Below are 17,562 nucleotides of genomic sequence, written 5' to 3' on the forward strand. Positions count from 1 at the left end.
GTGGCTAAGAAATCTTCTTTATCTGATTTAGGTGGATTAGTTTATTCAACAGATACAGGGCGCACTTGCCCTGTATGCCGTCAACCAGTTGTTGAATGCTGTTGTAATACATTAATTCCATCAGGAGATGGGATCGCTCGAGTTCGCCGAGAGAGTAAAGGGAGGGGGGGGAAAACAGTTTCAACAATTACGGGAATTGCGCTTAGTGAAAAAGAGTTAAAAGAGCTAGCCGCAGTCTTAAAACGTAAATGTGGCACTGGCGGTACTTTAAAAGAAGGAGTTATTGAAATTCAGGGTGACCATGTTGAGCTTTTATTGAATGAGCTGATTAAACGTGGCTTTCTAGCAAAAAAATCAGGCGGATAAATTTTAGATATTTCATCATTGATAAGATTTAGTCTTTCGCTCAATCTTATGTTCTAACTCTATTTAGCTATCAACACTTAATGGTTTCTTAATAAATATTAAGTAGCACTTGTAAATTGTGACATTATATTTTAATGTAGCCCCTCGTTTTGCGTTAGGAAACGGGAAGTAGGTGTGAGAATCCTACGCTGCCCCCGCAACGGTAATTGACAGCAACACAGCACTACACTTTATTAACCCACTGTAATTTAATTATGGGAAGGGAAAGTCTGTAGGTCATAAGCCCGGAGACCGACCTAAAATACATCTGTATTAAGCGCAATGACTCCTGGTGTAGCGGAGGGTTTCACCAGCAGCTGTGTTCTATGCTGCCTGTTTTTCCCTCCTCAAAAGCCTTTATAACTTTTGAGGACTTTCATGAAGCAATCATTATTTTACCCCATCCCTTTAATGCTAGCAGTTACTACTTCTGCATGGGCGGAAACAAAAACATCAAAAGAAACCTTAGATGATGCATTAAAGCTAGATACTATTGTTGTAACCGCAAATCGTGATGCTCAACCACGTTCAGAAACGAATGCGGCCGTGAGTGTTTTTACTCGTGAAGATATTGATCGATTACAACCATCAAGTGTAGCTGACCTACTCAACAGAGTTCCGGGCGTACAAGTAACTCAAACAGGGGGAAGAGGCTCTGTAACCAGTGTTTTTATTCGTGGAACAAAAACGGCTCAAAGTCTCGTTTTGATTGATGGTCAACGTGTTGGTTCTGCATCAGCGGGAGGGGCATCTCTACAATATTTATCTATGGATCAGATTGAGCGGGTTGAGGTTTTACGTGGCTCTCGCTCAGCTATTTATGGTGCCGATGCTATTGGTGGGGTTATTCAAATTTTTACTCGCCGAGCAAATGGGAACGGTATTAATCCTCGTCTACGTGTAGCATTCGGTAATAGAGGGACACAAGAGAGTGCATTAGGTCTTTCGGGTGGAACTGATAAAACACGGTTTAGTCTTAATGCTGCATTGAATGAAACTAATGGTATTGATCGCACTAGACGTTCATTCCCCAGTGATAGCGACCATGATGGATACCGTAATAAATCGTTTAGTTTTACGTTTAGTTATCAGTTAACAGATGATATTGAACTTGGTTTTAATGCATTAGATCAGCGTGGCAAGTCAGAGTACGATAATCCTTATGGGCGTTATGATTCCTCTACGTATATGACTTATGCCACTACAAAGCCTTATAATCTTTTTGCTTTAAATAGTACGTCTGCTTATCTTAATTATCATATCAATGATGTATGGACTTCTCGACTTGAGGTAGGCCATGCCGAAGATAAATTAAAGAGCAAAGATAAATTCTCAACAGAGTCCTCTGTTTATAACACGTATCGTGACTCTGCAACATGGCTTAATACCATTGATCTTGATGAAAAAAATAGAGTATTACTTGGCCTTGACTATTTAAATGATAAACTTCATGCAAGTACTGATTACAACAGAACAAGCCGCTGGAATAGGGCAGGTTTTATTCAATATGATTTCAAAGGTGATTTAATTTTTACTGAGGTAGGATTACGTCACGATAAAAATCAGCAGTTTGGCAGTAAAAACACATGGAATGGAAGTGTTGGTTTTAATATTAACTCAACTAACCAGTTAATTTTTTCTTATGCCGAGGGCTTTCGTGTACCTACCTTCAACGATACTTATGCTCCACTTGGTTGGGGCGCCAATCCAAACCTTAAGCCTGAACGCTCTAAAAGTTATGAAATGCAATGGCGTAGTCAGTTAGCGGATAAAACCTATTTTGAAGCGTCGCTCTATCACACGTTAATACGTGATGCTATTGTGTACAGTGATATTGAAATGCAAAATATCGACAAAGCTAGAATTAATGGTTTTGAAGCTAGTTTACAGCAGGAGTTAAGTAACCAATTATTTGCTAATATTGCACTGAGTATGGTTGATCCACGCGATGCTAAAACAGGGCATACATTACCTAATCAAGCACGTAGAACACTGAATGTTGATCTTGATAAACAATTAGGTAATTTTACTGTCGGGGCTACTTGGTCTTTAGTCAGTTCTAGTTATGGTGATACCGCTAATAAGATAAGTATTCCTGGCTATGGGTTACTTGGCATTCGTAGTAGTTGGCAAGCCACACCTGAATTAAAGTTTGATGCAAAAGTCGATAATCTTTTAGATCGCTCTTATTATCGTGCAACCTATAACTTTAAACCTGATCCTAATAACTGGACAATGCCAACCACACCGTATGGTTATAGGGAAGAGGGGATTACAGTATTGGTCGGGTTAACATGGACACCTGATTTCTTTAATAAAAAGCGACTTTAAGGTCGCTTTATTATTTTTTCTTCCATGTGCTATTAATATTGATATATTGGCCAGCAGGAGTTTTTTCTTGTGCTTTTTGCCCTGCCATCTTTTCTATATCATTTAATGTAATACCATTTTTTTTCGCTAGTGCCTGATATTCTTTTTTACGTGCCTCATTAATTAACTGAGCAATTTCACTAGCGCTACCTTCATTTTTTACTACCCCGAGATAACCGTTGCTCATTTCTCCGACTAGTCCCGCGCTTTTAGCTTGGGCTAATGAACTCATCGCCTCATTCAAACTCATTGCAGCGACAGGTAAAGAAAGGGTTGTCGCCAATAATGCTGTTGTCAACACTTTACGTAAACTCATGATCAGTCTCCTTAGAACAAGCCGCTTGAGCTGTTAAAAATACCATCTAATTCTTTATCAACTTTAATATAGATATCATGTTGAATTTTTACATTTAAATTAATATCAATTGGTTTGTCTGAGGGTTGAACCTTTACTGTAGGAGTACACCCACTCAATAAACCAACTGCTAATAAAAAAGTAAGTAGTCCTACCTTCATACAAGCCCCTTCATCATTTAAAAACATCTGTTTTATCATAATATGGTTATTTATTTTTTACTAGCCCCTTGTTGTAAACGTTTTTGTACCCGTTTTTGGATAATATCACTGACTCTATCACTGAGTTGTAATGTTGTCATTAGTGCAGGAATATTTTCTTGTAGACTAATGTTAAGGTTAACAGCCTGTCCATCTTTGACATCAGGGTTCTTGCCTTTTATTTGTAATCCTAAAATAGCATTGCCTTGATCGTACGAAATCTGGCTACTCAAGACTGAATATTGAAAGTTTTCTAGAGCATCCGTTACAAGCTTCATATTGGGATTGTTTTCACCAACTGCTTTAATAGCAGGAGAGTTGAATTTTATATAACCAGCTTTACGTGCAGCTAGCTTTCCTTCTTTAATATCAAGCCCTGTATTAGTAATAATGATAGGAAGATAACCATCAATATCACCTTCACCATTTAAACCTTCTGTAGGGTAAGCCTTTAAAATATCTTTTAACTGTATATTTTTGATTTGCACGTTTATCTCTTGAGGTAACTTAGCTAAGTCTAATGCACCTGGTTTTAGCCAAACTTCTCCTGTAAACAATGTTAATTCTGCTTTGGTCCAGTTTAATACTCCTTCTAAAGGTTTTTTAATAGATGCGTTATACTCACCGTTAAATTGTAATGGCCCCATGTCAAAACCAGGGTTTGCTTCCGTTAAGGCCAAATCGGGTAACGCTATTTCTAATTTATTGTTGTTTACATTAATTAACACGGTACACGATAAGTCCCTAAACTCAATTCGATCAAAAATTCCTGACAAACCACTGGCATTAATTTTTGACTCTAAAGATAACGTTTTATTATCAAAAGGAATAGTCAATAGCATGTTGCTGATAGAGGTTTTACCCGTCCCTATATTTAACAGTTCAGGCCAGTCTTTAAATGTTTTTGCAAATATATTGGTATTTCTAAAGAATAGATCAGGCGTTTTCCCTTTAATGGTAAGTTGCTTTTTATAGTCTGTTATTAAGGTTAGATTAGCTACAAAATCAGCTGTGTTGGAAATCTTTGCAGCTAATAGAGTTTGTTTTGAGCTGGCATCTAAGCGACCTGTTAAACTCCAACTTTGAGTTTTTAATAACGGTTGTGCTAGTGTTTTGGTTGTTAAAGTGATAGGAGTACCCAATGACCATTGCATGCTATTATTATCTTGATAATCTATAGTGGCTTTAAGTGATTTAGCGGTGAGTTGTAAGTTTTTGGCGACAGTGTCCCGATCAATAATTAATTGTTGTGCTTTAAAACTTGCATCAGGAGAGAAAGTAACGTCAGCCTTTTGTGGTGTAATCGTTGCATTAAATGGAAGTAACAATTGAGCATTCTGTAAACTATAGCCGACCCAAGTTAGCTTATTAGTATTTGCTTGAAAGTTGCTATCCGCCAATAGAATGGTAGTATCTTTTTGGTTAATAAATATTTTTGAATAAAGCAGCGTATTTAATTTACCCTCAGTCGTTAAACTAAGCTCAATAGCATCATTAGTTGCCGTTAACGGTTGCAGTATTAAGTTTACAACGTTGGGTTGTAAATCTTGAGGAATATTAGTTAGTAATTTAGAGGATAAATTGGTTAAGGTCAGGTCTACATTAATTTTTTCTACTTTGGGGAGAGAGTTATCTATCAGTACTTTTGTTTGTAATAGCCCTTGCAAATGCCCTAAATGAATTATGGGCCAAGGGTTAGGTAGTGAGGCATCAATGCTTATCTCTCCTTTTTCAGCTCTAAGTGTCATCAGCCCATCAGGAAAATAAAGCTGCCAGTTTGCATCAACTTTGGCTTCATAAGGAATATTAGTAAAAACCTTTTGATTGGGCAGAAAATACTGCATAAAAGAAAATAACTGAGATGTATTTTGAATTTTATAAAGATTAAAGCTTCCTTGCCAATGCTTTAGTGTTTCATCAATTTGTGTGCTCAATGATATCAGTGGTTCTTTATTAAAGTTTGTATCTAATATTAACGTGAACAGCTCAGGTTTCTGATAAAGTTCGGCTTTTATATATAATAGCTGCAAGTTCTCATTCACTGTAGCAACTAGTGTGATAGGCTTATTAGCGTTGGATGTTTGTAATAACTCAGCACTGCCAGAAAGATTACAAAAGCTAGAAGAGCAGGGTATCGATAAATCAAATTTTTCTATCTTAATCCGATGAGGAGCCCAATTCAAATTATCTAAAAAACGCTTTAGTTCAATTTGGCTAGCTTTTTCTTTCTCTTTTATAATATAATCACCAAGTTGTACTTTTACGTCTAAGTGTTTTATTGTTAATGTAGAAAAAGAAAGCATAACATTTTGGCTGGTGGTGGTTGTTAAGGTACCATCGCTAGACTGTTGATCAATCGTTAGCTTCTCAAATGTTATTCCTTTAATACCTACCTGTATGTTTTGCCAGTCAACCGTTAAACCTAAATCGTGCTTTACTTCTTGTATTTTAAGTACGCCATAAACAATAAGTAATGTTAACAGTAAAAAAACTATTAACAGTATTCTAAGTAGCTTGGTGAACGATTTCATCTTAATACTTACCTAACAGCGTGTTATATTCATTAATTAAATGATTTTACGTAAATACAACACTGAGCATCAACAGTTATAAAATTATATTTTTAATACTAACTGATACATAACAATTATTATAGAGGCCAAAGAATTAAAATAACTGTACAATGAAGTATTGTAAATTTATAGACTCTGTAATAAAACATTACAATTTGAATAATTGAGGATAATTAAAAACACATGGCCAATTGGCATGATATTGATCCAGAGGCAAAATTAGAAGCCTCTAAATATGAAAGACCTATTCCTAGCCGGGTTTTGATTTTAAAACATCTGGAAGACCGCGGGGCGCCTGCAACTAAAGAACAGTTAATAGCAGAGTTTGAAATTCATGAAGAAGAACAACAAGAAGCTATTAAAAGACGTTTGAGAGCTATGGAACGTGATGGACAAGTCATTTATACTCGGCGGGGCGCTTATGCTCCTGTCAATAAATTAGATTTAATTGGTGGTAAAGTGATTGGTCATCGCGATGGCTTTGGCTTTTTAGCACCTGATGATGGTGGAGATGATCTTTTTTTAAGCCCCGCACAAATGCGTTTAGTCTTTGATGGTGACAGGGCGTTAGCACGTGTTACAGGCTATGACCGTAAAGGAAGAAGAGAAGGGGCGATTGTCGAAGTGACTGATCGTGCACATACGACACTTGTTGGGCGCTATTACAATGAAGCCGGACTTGGTCATGTTATTGCTGATAATCCTAAAATTCCCCAAGAAATATTAATTCCACCTTCAAAGCAAGGGAAGGCTAAACACGGCCAGTTTGTTGAAGTTACTATTGAGCAATGGCCCACTGTCTTTCGTCAAGCACAAGGTGCTATCACAGATATTATTGGTAACTATATGGCTCCGGGAATGGAGATCCAAATAGCATTACGTAGCTATGAAATCCCTTATGAATGGCCAAAAGTAATAGAGAAAGAGACAGCAAGAATCAAACCCGACGTTTCTGAAAAGGATAAAAGAAAACGAGTAGACTTGAGAGAGCTACCTTTCGTTACTATCGATGGGGAGGATGCTCGTGACTTTGATGATGCTGTATATGCAGAAACAACTAAAACTGGTTGGAAACTTTATGTAGCTATTGCAGATGTTTCTCATTATGTACAGCTTGGTTCAGCTCTTGATGAAGAAGCTGAGAAACGGGGAACCTCTGTTTACTTCCCAGCTCAAGTGATTCCAATGCTTCCTGAGGTTTTATCAAATGGCCTATGCTCCCTAAACCCCTTAGTCGATAGACTTGCTATGGTCTGTGAAATGGAAGTTAATAAAAAAGGGGAGATGTTAGATTATACTTTTTACGAAGCTGTTATCAACTCGCATGCACGTCTAACCTATAATAAAGTAAGTAAACTTTTAGAAAGCCCTAACTGCATAGATGCTAAACAGATGAGAAAGGAGACGCCGCATATTATATCTCCTTTGAAACATCTGTATGCATTATATAAAGTGCTTTTGACAGCGCGCTTTAAACGACATGCTATTGAGTTTGAGACACAAGAAACACGTATTGTTTTTGGTTCAGATCGCAAAATAAAGGAAATTGTCCCTACCGTTCGTAATGAGGCACACCGACTTATCGAGGAATGCATGCTTTGTGCTAACGTTGCAGCGGCATCTTTTTTAAAAGATAATAATATTGAAGGGCTATTCCGTGTACACGATGGCCCCTCAGAAGAGAAACAACAAAAATTACAGGCTTTCTTAAATAGTTTAGGATTGCAACTTCACAAGGGTATTGACGAAGCAACCCCTGAAGATTATGCGAATTTATTAGAAAAAATTAAAGACCGACCTGATTTTAGTTTAATTCAAACTGTTATGTTACGCTCTATGGGGCAAGCACATTATACTCCAGATAACGAAGGGCACTTTGGGCTTAATTATGAAGCTTACACCCATTTCACATCACCTATTCGTCGTTATCCTGATTTATTAGTGCACCGAGCAATACGCAGTATTATTCGCTCCAAAAAACAAGCAACCCACATACGTAGAGAAGGGGCTTCTAGTTTACTGAAATCACGTATCTATCCTTATGATGTAGCTCAGTTAGAAAAACTAGGTGAGTACTGCTCTATGTGCGAGCGTCGTGCCGATGAAGCAACAAGAGACGTAGTTAACTGGTTGAAATGTGAATATATGCAAGAAAAAGTGGGTGATAGTTTCTCTGGTATCATCACTGCGGTTACAGGTTTTGGTCTATTTGTTGAGCTCTCAGATATTTTTGTGGAAGGACTTGTACATATTACTGCGTTGCCAGGAGATTATTATACTTTTGATGCGACCTATCATCAGCTACGAGGAGAGCGTAGTGGCCGTATTTTTAGATTAGGTGACACTATTGAAGTAATTGTTACTCGTGTAGATATGGACGATCGAAAAATTGACTTTGATCTTGCTGAAAATGCACAAAACGTCAAAAAATCTAAACCAAAAGCAACTATTGCAAAAAAAGAAGTTAAATCAAGAGATTTTAAATCTAAAAATGTAGCACATAAAAAGGCTAATACAAAAAAACGCATTAAAAAACAAAAAAAATCAACTCCAGATAGTAAAGAATTAAAGATACCTCAAGTGGCATCAGCAGCTACGTCTACTTCTGAAAAGCCTAAAAGTACTCGTCAAAAAAGTAAATCTGTTAAAAGAAAACCTAGAGTGAAAAAAGTATGAGCCAAGTCTGGGAAAAAATTTATGGGATTCATGCTGTAGAAGCATTGCTAACTCATCATCCTAAACGAGTTAAACAACTCTTTATTCTCGAAGGGCGTCATGATGTTAAAATACAATCCATTGTTATGCTCGCTAATAATAATCGAATCAAAACTAAAATGTGTAGTCGTGATGAGCTGAATGAACTAACCTCTGAAGAAGCAGTTCATCAAGGTATTATTGCAGAAGTATCACCTAGCCAAGTTTGGACCGAAGCAATGTTGCTCGAATTATTAGAGCAACACTCTGGCACGCCTTTACTTTTAGTATTGGATGGAGTAACAGACCCTCATAACCTAGGCGCTTGCCTACGAACTGCGGATGCGGCAGGTGTACACGCTGTCATTATTCCTAAAGATAAGTCAGCAACACTCAATGCCACCGTAAGAAAAGTTGCTTGTGGTGCTGCGGAAGTGATTCCTCTTGTAGCCGTGACTAACTTAGCACGAACATTAGAAAAATTAAAAAATCTTGGTTTATGGCTAGTTGGAACAGCAGGAGAAGTTGAAACAACTATTTACCAACAAGACTTAACCATCCCCACCGTTTTAATTATGGGCGCTGAAGGGAAGGGAATGCGTAGACTAACCCGTGATTACTGTGACTACTTAGTAAAACTTCCTATGTTAGGCAGTGTAACAAGCCTTAATGTTTCTGTTGCAACAGGTGTTTGTTTATTTGAAGCATTAAGACAGCGCCAATATAAATAGAACTTTCAGGATTATTCTTAATCTAATCATACTATCTAAGTTTTTAAAGCGAATACTTATTTGGAAAATAAAAAGTTTAATTCACTTATATTAAGTTTAAGGAAATTAAAATGGACAAAGTAAAAAAATTTCCAATACATCCAAAGCATCCGGAACGTATTTGCTGGGGGTGTGATAAATACTGCTCAGTGAATGATCTTGGTTGTGGTAATGGCGCAGAAAGAACCCAACATCCTAGTGAACTATTTGGAGATGATTGGCTAGAATGGGAAAACGGCTTAGACTCAAGTCGTTTTTCAGAAGAATTAGAAGAAAGTAAAAAGTTAAAAGATTATAAAGTGAAATGATAATTAACGTAATAGCTATATATTTTATTTACCTTCTACGGAACTCAATGTGGTTCACGTCTATTTTTATTTAAATATTATATACTTATAGTCCATGAAGTTAATTTTAGTTCATGAGGCGTCAATTTCTGCTTGTTTTAAAGGCAAAATGGACATCTAAAGTTCGCGAATTTAAATTTTTATTAATTGATAATAATGTGATGTAATTCACAATATTTAATGTGTGGGTATCTACTCCCTTTTAATTGGGGTATTTCAATTAAAAAGGAGGCTGAACTAGAGCTGAAACTACGAACCATCACAAGGTTTAAAAATATAAAATAGTTCAGGATGAAAAAACAATACATACCTCAAACGAACTGCCTCTCTCGAGTCCTCTGAAAGAGTTGCAGTCAATTGATTGCTTTCAACTTCCATGTTCTCTGGTCAATATCAAGAATATCTATCACTGGGCCTGTAACTTCTGCATACCGTAGAAAAAGAGTATATCATGGCCACCATGAAAGCATTGGAGCTTGTCTCTCCGTTGTTTATTTATCAAGGTTCACGTAGACATCCAGAAATTCTAACCAACTGAGGAAATTAATGAGGAAGAAAAAAATCAACGTAAGGGGTCAGTTTCTCCGCGGTGTTACTTGCTTGAATGCAGGACTATCTAATGCCTTCAGAATGCCCTCAATGACGTAGACCGGACGAAACGTCCAATCTGTGCCAATAGCAGTCATTAATATTTTTCTAATCTTTATTTAGTAATACTGTGATATGCTGATGCTATAAGACTAAAGATACTTTGAATACCCTTATCACTAAAGTGAGGATAGAGCATCATAAGGAATTTAGCTAAACCAATCACTCTTATTTTTTCCTGATGGTGTAAACATCATATTTCTTATTGATGGTAAGGCATTAATTTTATTTTCTTGTGCATGCTCATTATAGTAACTAGCCAAATTAACGACTATTTCCTATAAGGCTTTGTTAGCCATCCACTCTTTTTTTAAGATTGCATATTGCATGGTGTTTTCATATTTAGGTGTGCCATCTGGGTGGTTAGTGAATGAAATAAACTCAATGAAAAGCCCTTCTTTTCGAAGTCCTAAACGGTTACATAATTTTTGGGAGGAGTAGTTATCTTCTTCAACATAAGCAAATATCCGTCGAGCATCAGATTGTTCAAATAGATGATCTAAAAAAGCATAAGCGCTTTCCATCGCATAACCTTTGCCATGGAATTTCGTATTGAAATTCCATCCTACTGAATAAGTATCTGGTTCTTCTTTTATAAAGAATATTTCACCAATGAGTTGATCTGAGTCTTTTAAACAAACTGCAATATAATCATTTTCTTTTTGTCTTTTATGTATGAGAGAAAGTGCATCACCGAGCGTTGAGATTTTTTCTGATAGAAAGCAGTTTGTTATTGGTTTTGTTAAATATGACAGCAAATCAGATGCATCTTTTTTCTCAAATGCTCTTAAAATTAAGCGTGATGTTTCTATTTTTTCTTTCATATTAAAGGACTCTTTTCTATTTTACTTATGGGAATTAATGAAAATATTTTTATTTAAATATATTCTATTTAAGTAAAATATCATCATTAAAATTTAGTTTTGCATAAATAGCGTGATTATGGATTAAAACTATGATTCAACGCCATTCATGCTTTTTAAAAAAAGGACGTTACTTTCTAAAACGTGCCTGTAACCTCATTACGAATACGAAAAATACAGGCACAAAGAAAATTGCTAATAGGGTGCCACTAATCATTCCACCTAATACACCAGTTCCTATTGCATGTTGTGTCTCAGCGCTTGCACCCGATGCGATAACAAGTGGCATTACGCCTAAACCAAAAGCCAGTGAAGTCATTAAGATCGGACGTAATCTTAGTTTTGCAGCCTGTACTACAGACTCAATTACTCCTTTATCTTGCTCTTGCAATTGTTTTGCAAATTCAACAATTAAGATAGCATTCTTAGCTGATAACCCAATCACTGTAATCATCCCTACTTTAAAGAATACATCATTAGGCAAGCCACGAAGCATAATGGCTATTACAGCACCAAATAACCCCAATGGGACTACCAGCATGACTGACAAAGGAATAGACCAACTTTCATAGAGTGCTGCCAGCACTAGGAACACAACGAGCATGGATAATACAAGTAAAAGAGGAGCTTGTGATGCAGACATACGCTCTTGTAATGATTCTCCTGTCCAAGCTACAGTAAACCCTTTTGGTAGTTGTTTAACTAAGTGTTCCATTTCTGCCATAGCTTTTCCGCTAGAATGTCCCGATGCCGCATTACCTGAAATATTTAAAGCTGGAAAGCCTTGGTATCGTATCAACTGTCGTGGTGTTGTCTCCCACTCTACTGTTACTACTTCCGATAATGGCACCATACCACCGCTAATATTACGAACATATAGTTTAAGTACATCATTAATTTGCATGCGCGAAGGGGCATCTGCCTGAAGAATTACTTGTTGCATACGACCTGCATTAGGGAAGTCATTAACATATGTTGAGCCAATTGCGCTGGAAAGTGTTTCGCTAATACTGGTGAATGATATGCCAAGTGCTTCTGCCTTATGACGATCAATGTCTAGGTGAATACTTGTGCCTTCTGGCAAGCTATCTAGATAAACATTAGTAACTACTTTACTTTTTTGGGCTAGCCTGATTAATTTATCGCCTGCTGCTTTGAGTTCAGCATATCCCCTATTAGAGCGATCCAATAAGCGCATTGTAAAACCAGAACTAGTACCTAACTCATCAATAGCAGGAGGCGATAAGTTCATGACAGTACCCTCTGCAATATCTCCCATAGCTTGATCAGCAAGTATTAATTCTTCTTGTATGGTCGCTCCATTTCGTTTTTCCCAATCTTTAAGCATGGTAAACGCAAGTGCTGAGTTTGACCCCGATCCTGAAAAACTAAATCCTATAATTGATAGACTGGTTCCAATAGATGGTCGTGAAGTTACGTGTTTTTCAAACACTTTAACTACATCTAATGTACGTTCGATAGTAGCATCTGAGGGTAACTGAATAGATGTTAAAAAATACCCCTGATCTTCTTCTGGCAAGAACGAGGAGGGTAGCCGTAGAAAAGCAAGTATTAATGCACTCACAATAAGAATAAATGCTAACATGACTCGTTTGGTGCGAGTTGCTAATTTGTTTACACTAGAACCATAATACAATGTCATCTGATTAAATTGACGGTTAAACCACCCAAAGAAACCGCGTTTCTCATGAAAGCTAGGATCTATGGGTTTAAGTAATGTTGCACACAATGCAGGTGTTAATGTTAGTGCAAGAAAGGCTGAAAAGAGAATAGAGATAACCATAGACAGGGTAAATTGTTTATAAATTACTCCCACCGAACCACTAGCGAAAGCCATTGGAATGAATACGGCTGTTAGTACTAAGGTTATACCAATAACGGCATTTGTAATTTCTTTCATTGCTTTAATCGTAGCAGCTTTTGGGTCTAGCTTGTCTTTAACCATAATGCGTTCAACATTTTCTACAACGACAATAGCATCATCCACAATGATACCAATCGCCAGTATCATCCCGAACATGGTTAATACATTAATTGAAAAACCAGCTAAGAGCATTATTACGAATGTCCCAAGTAAAGCGATTGGAGCAACAATTGCAGGAATTAAGGTATAACGAATATTTTGTAAAAATAGAAACATTACTAAAAATACAAGTAACATTGCTTCAAGTAATGTATAAATCACTTTTTCTATCGAAATTTTAACAAAGGGTGCGGTATCAAATGGTATTGAGTAACTCATTCCAGCAGGCAGTGTTTCACTTAGCTCTGAAATACGTGCTTTGATAGCGCTGGCGGTGTTTACTGCATTGGCTCCTGGAGACAATTGTACCGCCGCCATAGTAGATATTTTGCCATTTTCACGGTTAGCAAAGCTATAGCTCTGTGCTCCTAGCTCAATCCTTGCGATATCACTTAAAATAACTTTAGAACCATCAGGATTAGCACGTAGAATGATGCTAGAAAATTCTTCTGGCGTGCTTAATTGGCCTCGTATTGTTAATGGTATTGTTACACGCTGGCTAGGTACTGTAGGGGAAGAGCCTACGCTGCCCGGAGCAATTTGCACATTTTGTTGGCTAATAGCTGTTGATACATCATTCATTGTTAAGCTGTAAGCAATTAATTTATCAGGATCTATCCATATACGCATGGCTTGTTCTGAACCAAATAATTGGACACGGCCAACTCCATCTATACGACGCAATTCTTCTACAAGATTACGCGCCATATAATCGCTTAATGTAATTTCATCAAAACGATCATCATCTGATTTCAGTCCTACAATCATCAAAAAACTTGAGGTAGCCGATTCTACTGTAAGTCCATTTTGTCGAACTTCTTGGGGTAATCGTGGTTCAATGGTTTTTATCTGATTTTGTACATCAACTTGTGCGAGTTGTGGATTTGTTCCCGGTTTAAATGTGGCAGTGATAGAAGCTGTTCCTGATGTATCAGCAGAGGATTCAAAATATAATAAATCTTTTACACTGGAAAGCTCGCGTTCAATTAAGCTTAACACTGCATCGTTCATCGTTTGTGGTGTAGCCCCAGGAAAGTTCGCATAAATAGTTACCGAAGGGGGGGCGATTGATGGATAACGGGCAACCGGTAGCTGTGGGATAGCAATCAAACCAACTAAAATAATAAATAAAGCAATAACCCAAGCAAAAATAGGGCGTTGAATAAAAAACTGAGGCATTATAAATTCTTCCTGTGGCTTTAGTTAGAAGAAGTTTGATTAGGAAAGCTAGGCGTCTTCCAATTTTTTGTAACTACTTTAATATCTTCCGATAGTCGATCTACTCCTTCAATCACAACTTTTTGTCCAGCTCTTAGCCCAGCTTCGATACGGTATTGCCTATTGGCTAACTCTCCTAACTTTACAGGTATGAGGTGTGCATGATTATTCGTATCAATAATCCAAATATACGCTGATTTGCTGAGACGGATGATAGCTTGTTGAGGCACCATTAGCGCATTATCGTAGTTTTTAAGAGGCACTCGTGCGCGAACGAACATACCTGGTAGAAGTTGGCGCTCAGGATTATCTACTAATATTCTTAACAGAACATCTCCCGTACCTTTGTCAACATTAACACCTGAAAACAAAGTTTGCCCCTTAACATCATAAGGTGTGCCATTATTGCGTAATATCACTACAGATACTCTATTATCTGGGTTGTCTTTTTGCGTTACTGCCGTATTGTGTAATATCTCAAGAGAAGATATGGGAAGTCTCACATCCACATAGATTTGGTCGATTTGTTGAATATAAGCCATTGGATTAGTATCATTACTGCTTACTAAAGCGCCTTCAGAAATGAAGGCCTGATCAATACGCCCCGAGATAGGCGCCTCTACGCTAGCAAATTTTAAATCTAATTGACGACGGTCTAAAGTAGCACGTGCTTGCGCAACATCTGCTAGTGCTTGATCTCGTTGAGAAACAGCATCGTCATGTTGTTGACGGCTAACAGCACGCACTTTAACTAAAGATTGCATCCTATTGAGTTGTGTTTTAGCGTGTAGTAATGCGGCATTAGCTTTTTGTAAAGCCGCTGCTGCCGTATCAACTTCAATCTGAAAAGGGGCAGGGTTAATTTGAAATAACGGCTGTCCAGCTAGCACTTCAGTGCCTTCCTCGAATAGACGTTTTCTTATAATACCATTAACCTGAGGGCGAATTTCTGCTGTTCTTATCGCCAATACTCGGCTTGGAAAATCCTCTGTTATGCTCAGTTTTATAGGGGTTGTCGTCATTACTGAAACTATAGGTGCAGGCTCTATACCTTGATCTGGACCTGATTGTTCACAAGCTTGCAGCATTAAGGTGAGTAAGGCACATAAGTAATAGTAATATTTTGGTTTAACTGGCATAGTGTTCTCTTGAGTACAAGTTATCAATTACCAGATTAGTATAAACATTGATGTTGTCGTTTTGGTTGAGCTACAATGGAGAAATGATGGAGATGAAAAATATATAAAGTGAAGTAAAACAATGTCAGTGATAACACCACAACTAAAGACAACTACAAAAACTCACTCATTAGTATTAGTTGCTGAAGATGAGCTGGAAATTGCTGAGATTATCATTGCTTATTTAGAACGTGCTGGCTTACGCACTATTCATGCGGCTAATGGCAAACAAGCATTAGATTTTCACTTGTCACTAAAACCTGATCTCATATTACTTGATATACAAATGCCACAGGTAGATGGGTGGCAAGTTTTATCTGAGATCCGTCATCGAGGTGATACTCCTGTCATTATGCTAACAGCAATGGATCAAGACATTGATAAGCTTATGGGACTGCGTATTGGCGCAGATGACTATATTGTTAAACCTTTCAACCCCGCTGAAGTAGTAGCCCGTATACAAGCAGTTTTACGACGCTCTATGGCAAAAAATAATGATTATCAAGCCCAGCATATTTTACGAGCTGCGCCTTTTGAAATTGATTTAGAAAAGCATGAAGCTATTGTGCAGATCGGTAAACAACATCATGTCTTAGCATTGACACTGACAGAATTTAAGTTATTAGCACGATTAGTAAGCTCCCCTAAACGTGTTTTTAGTCGAATAGAATTATTGACAGCCTGTTTACCAGAGAGCGAAGCATTAGAACGTACTGTCGATAGTCATATCAGCAAACTACGTAAAAAGTTAGAAGATTTAGGTGTTAAAGGTATTCCTGTAGGTGTTCGTGGAGTTGGCTATAAACTCTGGGGGGAGGAATGAAAGGCTCGGGGTTAAGTCGCCAAATTACATTGTCAATGATGGTAATAGCTTTTAGTACTATGTTGCTTATTGTGATTACATCCTACGTATTTTACTACTTTGCATCAACCTATTGGAGTGAGTATTTTCCCCAAGATGAATGGGTAATTACACTTCCTGAGCTAATCTGGCTAATCAGTACGATTTTATTGGGATTAATTTTTGCCGTAATTGTTGCTATTAAATTATCACGTCGAATTCTTACACCATTAAATTCAGTGGCAGATAATATACGCCGTTTGGCACAAGGAGATCTTGATGCAAGAGCTATTTCTGGGAGTCATCCAATAGGAGAAGTTACTTTACTTGTTGATGATTTTAATATGCTAGCAGATAAACTACAGCAAATGACAAAAGAGCAATCCTTCTGGAATGCAGCTATTGCTCATGAATTGCGTACGCCCGTCACTATTTTGCAAGGACGCCTACAAGGTTTGGCAGATGGTATATTTAAACCTGATATATCCCAATTTACTAGCCTGCTAAGTCAAGTAGAGGGTCTATCTCGACTGATTGAAGATCTGCGAGTTGTTAGTCTTGTAGAAAGTGGGCATTTAGCTCTTCACTGGCAACAAGTAATTATCGCCACAGAACTCAAAAAAGTCGTAGATTTTTTTTCTGAAGCGCTATTATCCGCAGGACAAAAGCCTTTGTTGAATCTAGATGATAGCCTGATATATTGTGACCCCATTCGCATAAGACAAGCATTACTGGCATTACTTGAGAATGCTCGGCGCCATGCAGTTCCAGGAACGGTAAAAATTCAGGGTTATCTAGAAAATGGAAATTACCATCTCAGTGTCGAAGATGATGGACCTGGTGTTACCGATGAGATCCTCCCTTATATATTTCAAGCTTTTAGGCGTAAGGAAACACCACACACTCACTCAAGTGGCAGTGGTTTAGGATTAGCTGTTGTATCCGCAATTGCAAGAGCTCACGGAGGAACGGCAACTTGCAACATAACAAGTAGCGGTGGAGCGCAGTTTTCAATCGTATGGCCTGCCCAACCAAAAATAAAATAGACTCTGAATT

Annotated in this window: 13 protein-coding genes and 1 riboswitch; of the genes, 7 read left to right on the forward strand and 6 right to left on the reverse strand. The window is 37.6% G+C overall.

Features of this window, described 5'->3' with window-relative positions:
- Both DM558_RS04435 and DM558_RS04440 read left to right on the forward strand, forming a co-directional pair.
- Positions 1 to 366, forward strand: a complete 366-nt coding sequence (locus tag DM558_RS04435; RefSeq protein ID WP_127162224.1) for a translation initiation factor Sui1 — start codon at positions 1 to 3, stop codon at positions 364 to 366.
- 116 nt (positions 367 to 482) lie between these two features.
- Positions 483 to 680, forward strand: a riboswitch (cobalamin riboswitch).
- A 103-nt stretch (positions 681 to 783) separates the two neighbouring features.
- Complete coding sequence (locus tag DM558_RS04440; protein WP_127162225.1) at positions 784 to 2,736, forward strand: TonB-dependent receptor plug domain-containing protein; 1,953 nt, start codon at positions 784 to 786, stop codon at positions 2,734 to 2,736.
- Between the two features lie 10 nt (positions 2,737 to 2,746).
- Here the strand turns inward: DM558_RS04440 and DM558_RS04445 are convergent, their stop codons facing one another.
- From DM558_RS04445 to DM558_RS04455, 3 genes are read right to left on the reverse strand one after another with little or no spacing between them, the layout of a single operon-like run.
- Positions 2,747 to 3,091 carry a YdbL family protein gene (locus DM558_RS04445; RefSeq protein ID WP_127162226.1) on the reverse strand — a complete coding sequence of 115 codons (345 nt, stop codon included), beginning with the start codon at positions 3,089 to 3,091 and terminating at the stop codon, positions 2,747 to 2,749.
- 11 nt (positions 3,092 to 3,102) lie between these two features.
- Positions 3,103 to 3,291 (reverse strand): YnbE family lipoprotein, encoded by a 189-nt coding sequence (locus tag DM558_RS04450; protein WP_127164812.1) that lies wholly within the window; start codon positions 3,289 to 3,291, stop codon positions 3,103 to 3,105.
- 50 nt (positions 3,292 to 3,341) lie between these two features.
- Positions 3,342 to 5,861 (reverse strand): YdbH domain-containing protein, encoded by a 2,520-nt coding sequence (locus tag DM558_RS04455; RefSeq protein ID WP_127162227.1) that lies wholly within the window; start codon positions 5,859 to 5,861, stop codon positions 3,342 to 3,344.
- Between the two features lie 225 nt (positions 5,862 to 6,086).
- Between DM558_RS04455 and rnr the strand changes: the two genes are divergently transcribed.
- The 3 genes from rnr (at position 6,087) to DM558_RS04470 (ending at position 9,675) form a co-directional block, all read left to right on the forward strand.
- On the forward strand, positions 6,087 to 8,579 hold the full coding sequence (rnr, locus tag DM558_RS04460; protein WP_127162228.1) for a ribonuclease R: 2,493 nt from the start codon (positions 6,087 to 6,089) through the stop codon (positions 8,577 to 8,579).
- The gene (rlmB, locus tag DM558_RS04465; RefSeq protein WP_127162229.1) at positions 8,576 to 9,328 is read left to right on the forward strand and encodes a 23S rRNA (guanosine(2251)-2'-O)-methyltransferase RlmB; all 753 of its coding nucleotides are present in this window, start codon (positions 8,576 to 8,578) and stop codon (positions 9,326 to 9,328) included. The genes rnr and rlmB overlap by 4 nt, the downstream gene beginning before the upstream one ends.
- Positions 9,329 to 9,438: 110 nt before the next feature.
- On the forward strand, positions 9,439 to 9,675 hold the full coding sequence (locus DM558_RS04470; RefSeq protein WP_127162230.1) for a DUF3079 domain-containing protein: 237 nt from the start codon (positions 9,439 to 9,441) through the stop codon (positions 9,673 to 9,675).
- Between the two features lie 965 nt (positions 9,676 to 10,640).
- Here the strand turns inward: DM558_RS04470 and DM558_RS04475 are convergent.
- From DM558_RS04475 to DM558_RS04485, 3 genes are all read right to left on the reverse strand, one after another.
- The gene (locus tag DM558_RS04475) at positions 10,641 to 11,186 is read right to left on the reverse strand and encodes a GNAT family N-acetyltransferase (protein ID WP_127162231.1); all 546 of its coding nucleotides are present in this window, start codon (positions 11,184 to 11,186) and stop codon (positions 10,641 to 10,643) included.
- A gap of 169 nt (positions 11,187 to 11,355) precedes the next feature.
- Positions 11,356 to 14,448 carry a multidrug efflux RND transporter permease subunit gene (locus tag DM558_RS04480; protein WP_127162232.1) on the reverse strand — a complete coding sequence of 1,031 codons (3,093 nt, stop codon included), beginning with the start codon at positions 14,446 to 14,448 and terminating at the stop codon, positions 11,356 to 11,358.
- A 20-nt stretch (positions 14,449 to 14,468) separates the two neighbouring features.
- Positions 14,469 to 15,626 carry an efflux RND transporter periplasmic adaptor subunit gene (locus tag DM558_RS04485; protein ID WP_127162233.1) on the reverse strand — a complete coding sequence of 386 codons (1,158 nt, stop codon included), beginning with the start codon at positions 15,624 to 15,626 and terminating at the stop codon, positions 14,469 to 14,471.
- A 121-nt stretch (positions 15,627 to 15,747) separates the two neighbouring features.
- On the opposite strand from DM558_RS04485, the gene DM558_RS04490 reads away from it, so the two are divergent.
- Together DM558_RS04490 and DM558_RS04495 are read left to right on the forward strand one after the other, a co-directional pair.
- Positions 15,748 to 16,488 carry a response regulator gene (locus tag DM558_RS04490; RefSeq protein ID WP_127162234.1) on the forward strand — a complete coding sequence of 247 codons (741 nt, stop codon included), beginning with the start codon at positions 15,748 to 15,750 and terminating at the stop codon, positions 16,486 to 16,488.
- Positions 16,485 to 17,552, forward strand: coding sequence for an ATP-binding protein (locus DM558_RS04495; RefSeq protein WP_127162235.1), 1,068 nt, complete (start codon positions 16,485 to 16,487; stop codon positions 17,550 to 17,552). Before DM558_RS04490 ends, DM558_RS04495 begins: the two co-directional genes overlap by 4 nt.
- The last annotated feature ends 10 nt before the right edge of the window (positions 17,553 to 17,562 follow it).

Origin of the sequence: Entomomonas moraniae (genome assembly GCF_003991975.1) — a bacterium.
Lineage (GTDB): Bacteria > Pseudomonadota > Gammaproteobacteria > Pseudomonadales > Pseudomonadaceae > Entomomonas > Entomomonas moraniae.

Coding starts and splice junctions, on each gene's coding strand:
- DM558_RS04480 (WP_127162232.1), bottom strand. CDS start 14,448: ATGCCTCAGTTTTTTATTCAACGCCCTATTTTTGCTTGGGTTATTGCT.
- DM558_RS04470 (WP_127162230.1), top strand. CDS start 9,439: ATGGACAAAGTAAAAAAATTTCCAATACATCCAAAGCATCCGGAACGT.
- rnr (WP_127162228.1), top strand. CDS start 6,087: ATGGCCAATTGGCATGATATTGATCCAGAGGCAAAATTAGAAGCCTCT.
- DM558_RS04495 (WP_127162235.1), top strand. CDS start 16,485: ATGAAAGGCTCGGGGTTAAGTCGCCAAATTACATTGTCAATGATGGTA.
- rlmB (WP_127162229.1), top strand. CDS start 8,576: ATGAGCCAAGTCTGGGAAAAAATTTATGGGATTCATGCTGTAGAAGCA.
- DM558_RS04450 (WP_127164812.1), bottom strand. CDS start 3,291: ATGAAGGTAGGACTACTTACTTTTTTATTAGCAGTTGGTTTATTGAGT.
- DM558_RS04485 (WP_127162233.1), bottom strand. CDS start 15,626: ATGCCAGTTAAACCAAAATATTACTATTACTTATGTGCCTTACTCACC.
- DM558_RS04475 (WP_127162231.1), bottom strand. CDS start 11,186: ATGAAAGAAAAAATAGAAACATCACGCTTAATTTTAAGAGCATTTGAG.
- DM558_RS04455 (WP_127162227.1), bottom strand. CDS start 5,861: ATGAAATCGTTCACCAAGCTACTTAGAATACTGTTAATAGTTTTTTTA.
- DM558_RS04440 (WP_127162225.1), top strand. CDS start 784: ATGAAGCAATCATTATTTTACCCCATCCCTTTAATGCTAGCAGTTACT.
- DM558_RS04445 (WP_127162226.1), bottom strand. CDS start 3,091: ATGAGTTTACGTAAAGTGTTGACAACAGCATTATTGGCGACAACCCTT.
- DM558_RS04490 (WP_127162234.1), top strand. CDS start 15,748: ATGTCAGTGATAACACCACAACTAAAGACAACTACAAAAACTCACTCA.